A 12,088-nucleotide genomic window follows, 5' to 3' on the forward strand; every position below is an offset into this window, starting at 1 on the left:
TCACCAGCTTCCACTCTTTCTACTAGACATCTAGAGTACTTCCAGAGAACATCGGCATTGTGTCATTTTGAGAATTATTAATTCCCTCTCTTACAAGAACATTTTTAATCGTTCTAAAAACGATCTTCACATCTAGCATGAAACTAATATGATCAACGTACCAAACATCATATTTAAATTTTTCTTCCCAACTGATTGTATTTCTACCGTTCACTTGCGCCCAGCCAGAAATACCAGGAACAACTTCATGTCTGCGATTTTGTTCTTGCGTGTAATGTTCAAGATATTGCACTAATAATGGACGTGGGCCAATGAAGCTCATATCCCCCTTTAAAATATTAAAAAGTTGTGGTAATTCATCTATACTACATTTTCTTAAAAAGGAACCTACTTTAGTCATTCTCAGTATGTCAGGTAAGAGATTACCTTCTTGATCGGTCTCTAATGACATTGTTCTAAACTTGTAAACGGTAAATATCTTTTCATTCTTACCAGGCCGCTTTTGACGAAACAGAATCGGTCCTTTAGAATTTATTTTTATAGCTATTGCTGCTGCTAACATGATAGGAGAAGCTAAAAAAATCAATAAAAATGCAATGCCCCAATCAATTCCTTTTTTCACAACCAAGTAAGGCTTCATCCATTCCTCAACCTCGCATATGTATTAATGAAGAAACAGCGAATATTAATTCGCCATTCCCTCTGCCCATTTTTTTCCTAACTCAAGCTGTGCTTCAAATTCACTTCTATATTGACTAATAATTGCGGTACTATATCCGTTACTGTTCAGTTTTTGTTCAGTATCAGCTACTATACTATTGAAGCTAGCAGAAAATGAGGATAATTGTTGTGCCCCTTTAGCCTTAATGCTTTTCTTACTCGCCTCATCTTTTGCTCCAAGATACTCAACCAAAATGCTTGTTAAAGTCGATTCGCTTTGATTTCTAAGCACAGTAAGCTTGGCTTCCGTTTCACTAGTAATAGTTTCATAAGATACCTTTCCAGTCCCCGCAGCACCACCTCCTGCTGCACCACCTGTTGTACCGGTTGGTGCTGGTGTCGCTACTGGAGATGGGTCCTTAGTGCCACCTTGTTCTTGATAAGCCTTTGAAGCGGCAGTAATAGTCTTCGTCTTCTGATCCCAGCTAATGTTATGACCTACAGATTCCGATAAAAAACGTATAGGTACATATAAAGAGCCATTCAAGATGAAACTGGATTGGCCTGCAGGCAGTGCCTTGGTTGCACCATTAAATACATAACTCGCCTTAACTTGATTGAGTAAAAGATTCTTAGATACTGCTGAAGCACTAGTACCGTTTGTTGCATTCATTAAATACTCTTTAATCACTACTAGCTCTGAACTGTTAGGCTCTGCTACGGTAACCTTAACGTTCTTAGCATCCCAGCTCACACTCTTCTGTATGGCATATGACATAAACCGCAATGGAACATAGGTTGTATCATTGTACATGAAGACGTACTGATCTGTTGGCGGTTGAATACTAACACCGTCAAAAATCATCTTCACATTCATGCTTTGTACTTTGACTGTAGCTGTTGCTGTCTTACTCGTTGTACTAGTTGCAGCTGCTGCCGAAACATATATAGGAGCCGATGCTGTTAAGGGTGCCAACCCTATTGAAGCTATTAACGATAGAGCTATGACTGGTATTGTTGCTTTAGACATCCTTATTCACTTCCCTTTTCTTTCGCTTTTGATTGTTCTTCTTTAAGGACTTGATCTCGTGTCTTCCCTTGACTCACGCCATATTTCTTAGCAACCTGTGAAAGCTCATTGTATTGTTCTTCGGAAACTTTACCGAGGATGATACTCCGTGCTTCACGCTTCTCTTCAATGGTTAAGCCACCTTTGGCTAGATCTTTTAACCGATTAATATCAGATACACTTAGTTGACCGAGTACAATAGCAGCTACATCTGCTTTATCCTTCATTGTTACATTTTCTTGAATTTCTTTAGCTTTATCTGTTGAGACCTGTGCCGTATATCCATCTGAAGAGGTATCTTTTTGAGCTGTTGATGGAGCTTTTGTAGGTTCACTAGTAGAAGAAGCTGTTGTATCTTTGCCAGTTTCATCAGTATCTTTACTTCCATCATCTTTTGATGGAGCAGGTGTTGCAAAAGCTACAGGTTCGACCTTCCCATCTGCTACTGTATCTTCAGGTGCAGTTCCTTGATCTTGACCACCATTAACTTGATCCTCAGACTCCAGATCAAAACCATCTGCCATTGAATTCATCAGCTTATCCACAGCATAATTAGCAGCGAACAGACCACCTACACCCAGAACTACAATGATTGACAGCGTCCATAAAAGGATCTTTTTCCATCGTTTGTTGAACATTTAAGTATCCCCTTTATGAATAAATTAGCTGATAGCAACTTGGGCAACGGGCTGCATCGGCACAATCTGATTGATTATTTCGCGAATAACTTCAGGTTCTTCAGCGAGAACACGTTCCAAACGTTTGAATTCCAGTTCTAGCTGATTCAGACTTATCACATTAGGTCTACCGATAAAGATTCTCCCATGATCTGTAGAACCTAAATTCTCTTCATCTGTTAACAGTTCTTCATATAACTTCTCGCCCTCACGAATACCGGAGAACTGAATATCAATATCCTTATAGGGCTCATAACCAGAGAGTGTAATCAAATCTTCGGCTAAGGTTAGAATCTTAACCGGTTCACCCATATCCAGAATGAACACTTCTCCACCTTTAGCAAAAGAACCAGATTGGATGACAAGCTGAACAGCTTCCGGAATCGTCATGAAATAACGCACCATTTCTGGATGAGTAACAGTGACTGGTCCACCAGCAGCAATCTGCTCTTTAAAGGCCGGGATTACACTTCCACGACTGCCAAGAACGTTCCCAAAACGAACGGCTGAGAACTTCGTTCTACTTGTGGTATGCAGACTTTGCACATACATTTCAGCAATACGCTTAGTTGCACCCATCACACTCGTTGGGTTAACCGCTTTATCCGAAGAGATCATCACAAATCTCTCCGCACCATATTTATCTGCACAATCCGCAACATTCCTTGTTCCAAAAACATTATTCTTAATGGCTTCGGAAGGATTCCGTTCCATCAATGGAACGTGTTTATGTGCTGCCGCATGAAAGACAACATGTGGCTTATGGCTGCTGAATACGTCCATTATCCGACTGCGGTCCTGTACATCCGCGATTACGGTAACAATATTCAGATCAGGAAACTTCTTACGAAGCTCCATTTCAATCATATAAATGCTGTTCTCTCCGTGTCCAAGTAACATTAACTTGTCGGGACCAAATGGGGCAATCTGCCGACAGAGCTCTGAACCAATAGATCCACCAGCCCCCGTAACTAACACAGTCTTGTGGTGTACATAACCTAGAATGCTGTTCAAATCGGCTATAATCGGCTCACGGCCTAGTAAATCTTCAACGCTAACATCTCGCAATTTCTTCACTGATATTTTCCCCGCGATCAGATCGTTAAGCGCCGGTATAATCTTTAGCTTGGCCCCTGTCTTCTTCGCAAGATTAATAATTTCAGAGATTTCAGTACGTGAAACGGAAGGCATAGCGATAATAATCTCATGAATTTCCCGTTCTTTCACAATAGCGGGAATCGCGTAACGATTGCCCAACACTGGCACACCCAATATAGACAAATGATATTTATTGATACTATCATCAATGAAACCTACTAGCTTGGTATGAGCAAAAGAAGGCCCCATCATTTCCCTAGCAATTAATATTCCACAATCGCCTGCACCTACAACTAGTGTATGGGTCTTAGTGTCTTTGTAATTGATTCGATCATTATGAAGTACTCTCCACAAAAATCGAACTCCACCTACTAATAAAAGAATAGTCTCCATCGACCGAACTTCTATGGCAAGAGGTACTCTATCCGGCAAAATTAGATACGCCAGTGCAAATGAAAATAAAGACCCTACTACAATAGCTTTAGAAACCGATATAATCTCACCGATACTGGCATATTGCCACATTCTTCGGTAAAGACCGAAGTATATCAGGCTTCCACCGAATGCAAATGTTGCAATCACACCAAATTGCAGCATCTGTACAACGTATTCCTGAAGAGCATGGTTAGGGTACCGAAACAAATAAGATGTCACAATACTGAACCAAATGATCGCAAGATCAATGAAGAATAAAAGAATCACTCTAGATTTCGCTGTCATTTTCAGTGCCTCCAAAAACAACATTATTGTTAAAGAACAAATCAATTTCCATAGTAGTAGTAATAGTAACCTTCGCTGGCTTTACGTTTTACATTATTGAGAACCACACCAAGCATTTTCGCACCTACACGATCAAGGTTAGCTTTAGCTTTTACAGCAATATCGCGTTTCACCTTGCCATAGCTGACAACCATAATGACACCATCACTCTTGGAAGCCATGATCTGCGCATCTGTAACCGCTAATAACGGTGGAGTATCAATAAGAATGACATCATAACGCTGGCGCAAGTCCTGCAAAAGAGTACTCATCCGATTAGAAGCCATCATTTCTGCTGGGTTCGGAGGAATCGGTCCTGAGGTCATAATGGAAAGATTGGAAACACCAGAATCTTGGACAGTATCCTCAAGAACCGCCTGCTGCGACAGCAGTGAAGATAGCCCAAATCGGTTACTAAGCGAAAAAGTCTTATGTGCTGTCGGTTTCCGCAAATCACCGTCAATCAACAATACCTTCTTATCTGCCTGTGCGTAAGCCGCAGCTAAATTAGCAGAAACTGTTGATTTACCTTCCTCCGGTCCGGACGAAGTTACCATGATTACTTGAATAGTCTCATCCACAGAGGAAAAATCAATATTCGTGCGTAGCGCGCGAAACGCTTCAGATACAGGGGAGCGAGGGTTCGTAACGGTAATCAGATGTCTTTGTTTATTTGGCAGCTGTGACATGTTCAAGTTCGCCCGCCTTTCTGGATGTTTGCGGCTGTGCCTGTGTTGCGCCTTGTTTGCTCTCTTCTGAACCCAATCTTGTAATCATAGCTATCGTTGGTAAACCAAGATATTTCTCAATATCGGCTTCAGTCTTCAGCGTATCGTCCATGTATTCCAGCAAGAAAGCAATCCCTAAACCAATCATCAAGGAAACGATGAAAGCTATAGCCATATTCATTAAGACATTCGGTTCTACCGGTCTTTGCTCGTTAAGTGGATTCACTTTGGCCTCATTCAGAATCGATACGTTCTCCACGTTAAATAGGTTAGGAATCTCATCCTTGAATACAAGTGAAATGGCATTCACGATTTCAGCGGCTCGCTGATACGAATTATCTCGAACGACAAGTGTCATCACCTGCGTATTATTGACGGAGCTCACATTAACTTTCTTCAATAGTTCTTCTGCAGTAATATTGAACTGCGGATAATCTCTCGTAACAATATCAAGGATGGCCGGAGTCTTAATAATTTCCTTATACGTATTAATCAATTGAATATTAGTATTAATCTGGTTCAAATCAAGCTGAGCTGCTGCCGATTGAGTCGGTGTCTGGTTAACAATAATCTTAGTAGATGCTTCATACACCGGATTCTTAATATACAGACTGTACACACCAGCAACACCGCACACCAAAACAACTATGCTAACAATCAGCCATAGTCTCTTCCTGACGATCTGAAAATAATCGCGAAGATCCAATTCTTGTGATGACAAGTGTAATTACCTCCAAGCTATTTCTGAAATATTTCGTTACTAAATTACAGCACTTCCCTATTGGCAAAAAATTGCCTCCTCTCACCTACATGAGAGGAGGCTGTATACTATACTTTTAATTTACTTACTTGAAGTTAATAGTACGGTAAATAATTACTGCTGCTTCAGCACGGGTAGCTGTATCGTTCGGGTTGAACTTGCCAGCATTTCCGATAACCAGGTTGTGGCTTGCTGCAAACGCTACGCCATCTCTTAGGGATGCGCTGATCTTAGCAGCATCGGAGAATTGGCTAATTGCCGTTGCATTCGTTGTTGCAGCTGGATTGATAGATTTCACTGCGCGGGAGATCATTGTTGCCATCTCTGCACGTGTGATGGTTGCATTAGGATCGAACTTAGCCGCACTGCGTCCAGTAATGATTCCTTTTTCTGCTGCAACTGCTACATATGGTGCATACCAAGCAGTTGAACTTACATCACTAAAGCTTTGTACAGCTGAATTGTTCTCCAGGTTAAGCGCACGAATCAGCATTTTAGCGAACTCTGCACGAGTTACATTGCTCTTCGGTGCGAATTTACCTTCGCCTACGCCTTCAATCGCGCCTTTTGCAGCTACGACTTGAATTTGTTTGCCAGCCCAAGCTTGTACACTAGCAATATCCGTAAAGTTGACTTTATTCTCAAGCACTGCATAGGATGAGAAAGTATCACGTGGTTCTACGATGAACTCTCCGTCAAGCACACCACCTTGGAATTGCAGGCTGCCGTATACAAGCTTCGCTACGGACAGCAATTCTTTATCAAGACCATCAGTATTCTTAAGCGGAAGTTTAATGGTAATTGGTTGTTTGAATGTACTTGTTGCTACACCGTTCACGCTAAGTGCAAATTCGTACACATCCGAAGCCAATTTCAGTTTGGTAACAGAAGTTACCACTTCTGGTTTAGCGGTAGTTACTGTCAATGCAATAGCTGTGCTGAACTGACTTACAGGAATCGTTACTGTTACACCATTGAAAGTAACCGCGATATTTGCAACACCTTTAGCTTTTGCAGCTTCAATAATTGCTTGGGAAAGCGGAACTTCAACTGTAGTAGCGCTTACTGTTCCCAGATTCAGGGTCAAAGTAAGACCTGTTTTGCCAGAATTCGCTGCAACTAGCTTATCCAACTCTTTAATTACATCGGCATCTACCAATTTCAATGTTGCTTTACCGTCAACAACACTTACTAGCTTGGATACGTCGTAGATTCCTGGAGTTGGAGCAGGAGTTACAGGAGTTGTAACATTTCCATTTCCACCATTGCTACCACCATTACCGTTACCGTTGCCGTTGCCATTATCGCCCAATCCATACGCTTTAACGTAAGCAAGTGCAAGTGATTTCGCCGCAGGCTTCGCAGATTTAATCGTATTATTCAGGTTCTTCAATGTTTGCTTCACATCACTAGCAGTAACTCCAAGATTTTGCAACGCTTGGCTTACTGTAAGAGCTCCTGCTCCTGTAGTGTGGCTCAATACTTTCGCAATAGCCTCATCCAACAAAGTATCGTAACCAGATTCAGATGTGAGAATTTCCAACAACTCTGCAGTTGTCTTGCTGCTAACCAGTGTACGAAGTTCTGTTTCTACACTGATTAAGAATTCAGAAACACTATCTACAGTAAGACCAGACACACCCGCTTTAGTTGCAATTTTGCTCAACAGGGCAATATTTTTGTCGTCGTTACGGATAATTTGAATTCCGGAGAAATCGTTCCCATAAACATCATATACTACACTAGTAACGCTTTGGAACAATTTAAGTGATGTCTTTGTTTCTACTTCATCCAATGAAAGCTTGTTCAAGACTGGAGCAAAAATCTCTGCGAAAGTTGCCTCGTCCAGCGCAGCAACCTCATTTTTCAAATTATAGAGGTAAACTACATCTGTTGCAGAGAGTTGCTTGTAAACATTAAGAACTTTCTCCTTAACTGCTGTACTGCTGCTAACTGTAGCTGCAGATGCTGTACCCACTGCTCCAAGATTACCCAACGGAAGACCCGCTACGGATGCTGCTACCATACTTGCTGCCAATGTTGATACTACTAGTTTCTTTTTCAAAGTCACTAAATATCCACCTCTTTATATGTATTTAAATTCCTTTTGTTACTATAGTCCTAGAATATTACACCTTATGTCTACACTATTACGTATATCAACGATTCACCCAATAAAACCCATTCTACCACTATTAGGTAGATTAGTCAGCCCTTTCGGGAAAAAATCCCAAACAATTTGTGTCGATTCCTCCTTTTTTGTACGTGATTACCACGAATAACCTCTCCATTTACCACAATTTGCTGAGAGTTCTCGCGCATATAGTCGCGCATCTCAGGACCTAATTCTTTCTCTAAAACCACATAAGCAGCATTTAATCCAAAAGGACGATGAACACTGTCATGTGCATCAGAGGCCAACACATGTACTGCATTTCTACGACATAACTCCAGAGATAGCTTCTGAAGTTTATTCCCGAAGACGCCTGCAAGACTTTGTGCGGTTACCTGACCGAGTGATCCCAGCTCTATCAATCTTTCTAACTTAGAAGGATCGGCAGCTACTTCAGCATTACGCTCCGGATGGGCGATGACCGGAACGAACCCTTGAATGATCAACTCGTGACAGATTTCTTCCATGTTGCGTGGGACTCGTGAAGAAGGCATTTCTAGCAAAATATACCGCGAGTCTGCAAGACTTAGCAGTTGCCCCCGCTCCAGATCATCCAGTAAATCTCCGTACACTCTGATTTCCTGACCTGGAAGAACAAGCAGTGGATTGCCATGCTGACGAAGTTTCTCATTCATCAGATCCACTGCTTCTCTTATACTAGCGGAGTTATTCATATATTGACCGTTGGCGTGATGTGGTGTGGCAATGACGGATGTAGTCCCGTCCCTATAGGCGTCTTGCGCCATGGCGAGAGCGGATTCCCAATCAGTAGCTCCGTCATCCATAAAGGGTAAGATGTGGCAATGGATATCTTTCATATGTTATCTATCGGTCCCTTCACATAGAAAATTTAGTTTTACCCACAAAAAAAATACAACCATTCCCAAATGGAATGGTTGCTTGATTGTAAATGAGTTCTTGTCTTATGCTTCAGTAGGTTCCTCTTGCTGAAATTCATTTCCATCTATTTCAGCATCCTCAGAATCTGGAGAGGAGAGAACATACCCATCGATCAATCCCCAAAGTTCTTCTTTACCAAGGCCAATCTCTGAAGAGAATGGAATGAAATTATCCCCTGGCAGCACGCCAAGCTCCTGCTTCATGATCTTGATATGCTTTTGCCAGCGAGTCTTCGGAATCTTATCCGCCTTAGTCGCTACTACACACATAGGAAGATCATAATGCTTCAACCAGTCGAACATCATCTTATCATTGCTGGTCGGCGGATGACGCAGATCCACGATGAGCAGAACAAGCTTCAACGTATCGCGCTCAGATAGATATTTTTCTACCATCTTGCCCCATGTTGCACGTTGCGTCTTCGACACTTTAGCATATCCGTAACCTGGAAAGTCAACAAAATACATGCTGTCTTCATTGATACGGTAATAGTTCATATGCTGGGTCTTACCTGGAGTGGAGCTTGTCCGAGCCAGATTCTTGCGGTTAATCATTCGGTTAATGAGGGATGACTTCCCTACATTGGAGCGCCCTGCCAGAGCAACCTCTGGCAAAGCATCATCAGGGTATTGATCAGGGCCAACGGCACTGATTATAAATTCGGCAATATTAACTTTCATAGGACTTCCTTTCTAATGCACACTACTCGGTGGCTCACTGCTAATTTCATTATGATGCTCAACTAACGCATGATGCAAGACCTGATCCATGTTAGATACTGGTATGAACTCCACATCATTGCGTACGCTCTCTGGAATTTCTTTCAGATCACGTTCATTGTCTTTGGGAAGAAGGATCTTTTTATATCCAGCACGGTGTGCAGCTAAAGACTTCTCTTTCAGTCCACCGATCGGCAATACACGTCCACGTAGGGTGATCTCACCGGTCATAGCCACATCTTTCGAAACATAACGCTTCGTGAGTGCAGAGATCAAAGCGGTAGCAATCGTAATCCCTGCAGACGGGCCATCCTTCGGAATCGCACCTTCAGGAATGTGGATATGAATATCAATCTTCTCATAAAAATCGGGCTGGAGTCCCAGCTCCTCCGCCTTCGAACGTGTATAACTGAAAGCGGCCTGCGCCGACTCCTTCATTACATCGCCCAGTTGTCCAGTAAGTGTCAGCTTGCCCGTTCCCTGCACAACAGTCACTTCGATCAACAGCGTATCGCCACCAACCTCAGTCCAGGCCAGTCCAGTTACTGTGCCAATCTGATCTTCAAGCTCCGCCATACCGTAACGGTATTTCGATGCACCTAAGTAATCCTTGATGTCATCCGGTAGAATGACTACACTTTCTTTTTCCTTGGACACAATCTGTTTCGCGGCTTTGCGGCATAACGCTGCAATCTGCTGCTCCAAATTACGCACACCGGATTCACGAGTATATTCACGCACGATACGCAATAAACTGTCGTCTTCGATGATCAGCTGGTCTTCTGCAAGACCATGATTCTTCTTCTGTTTCGGCAAAAGATAACGGCTACCGATCTGCAATTTCTCCAGTTCCGTATAACCCGGAATGAACAGCATTTCCATCCGATCGAGTAGCGGACGCGGAATGTTATGCACTACATTCGCTGTTGTAACAAACATAACGTTTGATAAATCAAACGGCAACTCGACAAAATGGTCACTGAACGTATTATTCTGTTCTGGGTCCAATACCTCAAGCAATGCTGAGGATGGGTCGCCACGGAAATCTGCAGCCATTTTATCAATCTCATCTAGCAGGATAACCGGATTAATCGTTCCCGCCGTCTTCATCCCTTGAATGATTCGGCCTGGCATCGCACCCACATAAGTCCGGCGATGACCACGGATCTCCGCTTCATCACGCACACCGCCAAGCGAAATGCGAACGAACTTACGATTAAGTGAACGTGCGATGGAGCGAGCGAGTGAGGTTTTTCCTACACCTGGAGGCCCTACAAGGCATAGGATCGGACCTTTTAGCTTCTTCACCAACTGCTGAACAGCTAAATATTCCAATACCCGTTCCTTTGGTTTTTCCAAACCGTAGTGGTCCTCATCAAGTACCTGTTCTGCCTTCTTGATATCAAGGTCATCTTCTGTCTGTTCATTCCAAGGAAGACCCAGCAGCCAATCCACATAGTTGCGAATTACGCCACCTTCCGCTGAGCTCACTGGCATTTTTTCCAGACGATCGATTTCCTTCTCCATCTTCTCTTTCACGCGTTCCGGCAAATTCTTCTCTTCCATGAGATTCCGCAGCTCTTCCGCTTCTCCCACCCGACCTTCCTTCTCGCCGAGTTCTTTCTGGATCGCTTTCATTTGCTCGCGCAAATAATATTCCTTCTGCGTCTTCTCCATCTGCTTCTTCACACGTTGATTGATCTTACGTTCAAGCTCCAGCACTTCACGCTCATTATTCAGAATATCAAGAAGCTTCTCTAGCCGTTTACTTACATCAATCGTCTCAAGAATTTCTTGCTTATCCTTAATCTTTAGCGATAAATGACTCGTAATAACATCCGCAAGACGACCAGGCTCCTCAATATCGGATACAGCAGCCAGTGTCTCTGGTGTCACTTTTTTGGATAACGTTATATAGTGTTCGAACTGATTAAGTACTGTACGCATCAGCGCGTCACACTCTTGATCGCCATCTTCCTCTTCTGGTAGCTCGCGCGCCATAACCTCATAATACTCATCATTATCGATATAATTAATAATTTCGGCTCGTTCTACACCCTCAACCAGTACACGAATCGTACCGTTTGGCAGCTTCAGCATTTGCCGCACATTCGCGACAGTACCGACCCGAAAAATATCGTCCTGACCAGGCTCTTCAATATTCACTTCCGACTGTGAACACAGAAGAATTAAATTATCTTCAACCATAGCTTTTTCTAGTGCCCGAACTGACTTCTCACGGCCCACATCCAAGTGAAGAACCATGCTTGGGTACACAAGAAGACCTCTTAGCGGTAATAAAGGAAAACGACGACCTTTTGTTTTATTTGTCATCATCGCTTTCGCACCTCCCATGGCTCTCAATTAATCTCATATGAATTCATTCTAACAAAAGCAGCCCCAAAACACCAACAAAGTACTTGCAATTTAAGAATAAACAACCTTATTATCCTTAAAAAACGGCAACGTTTCTCCAAGAAATGTAAGGATTATGGAAAGTGTGAATCTATACTTTAAAAAAGGAAGCAGCAGACACGCCTGCGGC

At 42.7% G+C, this 12,088-nt stretch carries 10 protein-coding genes; all 10 read right to left on the reverse strand.

Features of this window, described 5'->3' with window-relative positions; translation table 11 throughout:
* Nucleotides 1-22: 22 nt before the first annotated feature.
* The 10 genes from ACQKMP_RS20680 to lon all read right to left on the reverse strand — a co-directional run bounded on the left by ACQKMP_RS20680 (nt 23) and on the right by lon (nt 11,880).
* Nucleotides 23-640: a sugar transferase gene (locus tag ACQKMP_RS20680; protein ID WP_427470751.1), complete on the reverse strand. Its 618-nt coding sequence runs from the start codon at nt 638-640 to the stop codon at nt 23-25.
* A gap of 45 nt (nt 641-685) precedes the next feature.
* Nucleotides 686-1,690: a copper amine oxidase N-terminal domain-containing protein gene (locus ACQKMP_RS20685; protein WP_427470753.1), complete on the reverse strand. Its 1,005-nt coding sequence runs from the start codon at nt 1,688-1,690 to the stop codon at nt 686-688.
* A 2-nt stretch (nt 1,691-1,692) separates the two neighbouring features.
* Nucleotides 1,693-2,367 (reverse strand): hypothetical protein, encoded by a 675-nt coding sequence (locus ACQKMP_RS20690; protein ID WP_427470755.1) that lies wholly within the window; start codon nt 2,365-2,367, stop codon nt 1,693-1,695.
* 24 nt (nt 2,368-2,391) lie between these two features.
* On the reverse strand, nt 2,392-4,224 hold the full coding sequence (locus ACQKMP_RS20695) for a polysaccharide biosynthesis protein (protein WP_427470757.1): 1,833 nt from the start codon (nt 4,222-4,224) through the stop codon (nt 2,392-2,394).
* 41 nt (nt 4,225-4,265) lie between these two features.
* Nucleotides 4,266-4,952, reverse strand: coding sequence for a CpsD/CapB family tyrosine-protein kinase (locus ACQKMP_RS20700; RefSeq protein ID WP_042191248.1), 687 nt, complete (start codon nt 4,950-4,952; stop codon nt 4,266-4,268).
* Nucleotides 4,933-5,712, reverse strand: a complete 780-nt coding sequence (locus tag ACQKMP_RS20705) for a YveK family protein (RefSeq protein ID WP_427470759.1) — start codon at nt 5,710-5,712, stop codon at nt 4,933-4,935. Before ACQKMP_RS20705 ends, ACQKMP_RS20700 begins: the two co-directional genes overlap by 20 nt.
* Nucleotides 5,713-5,836: 124 nt before the next feature.
* Entirely contained in the window at nt 5,837-7,822 is a 1,986-nt protein-coding gene (locus ACQKMP_RS20710; RefSeq protein WP_427470761.1) for an S-layer homology domain-containing protein, read from the reverse strand.
* A gap of 137 nt (nt 7,823-7,959) precedes the next feature.
* Nucleotides 7,960-8,742 carry a tyrosine-protein phosphatase gene (locus tag ACQKMP_RS20715; protein WP_427470765.1) on the reverse strand — a complete coding sequence of 261 codons (783 nt, stop codon included), beginning with the start codon at nt 8,740-8,742 and terminating at the stop codon, nt 7,960-7,962.
* A 105-nt stretch (nt 8,743-8,847) separates the two neighbouring features.
* Nucleotides 8,848-9,504 (reverse strand): ribosome biogenesis GTP-binding protein YihA/YsxC, encoded by a 657-nt coding sequence (gene yihA, locus ACQKMP_RS20720; RefSeq protein WP_427470767.1) that lies wholly within the window; start codon nt 9,502-9,504, stop codon nt 8,848-8,850.
* Between the two features lie 12 nt (nt 9,505-9,516).
* Nucleotides 9,517-11,880 carry an endopeptidase La gene (lon, locus tag ACQKMP_RS20725; RefSeq protein ID WP_042191259.1) on the reverse strand — a complete coding sequence of 788 codons (2,364 nt, stop codon included), beginning with the start codon at nt 11,878-11,880 and terminating at the stop codon, nt 9,517-9,519.
* Between the last annotated feature and the right edge of the window lie 208 nt (nt 11,881-12,088).

This window comes from Paenibacillus sp. NPDC101420 (assembly GCF_050277435.1).
Lineage (GTDB): Bacteria > Bacillota > Bacilli > Paenibacillales > Paenibacillaceae > Paenibacillus_AQ.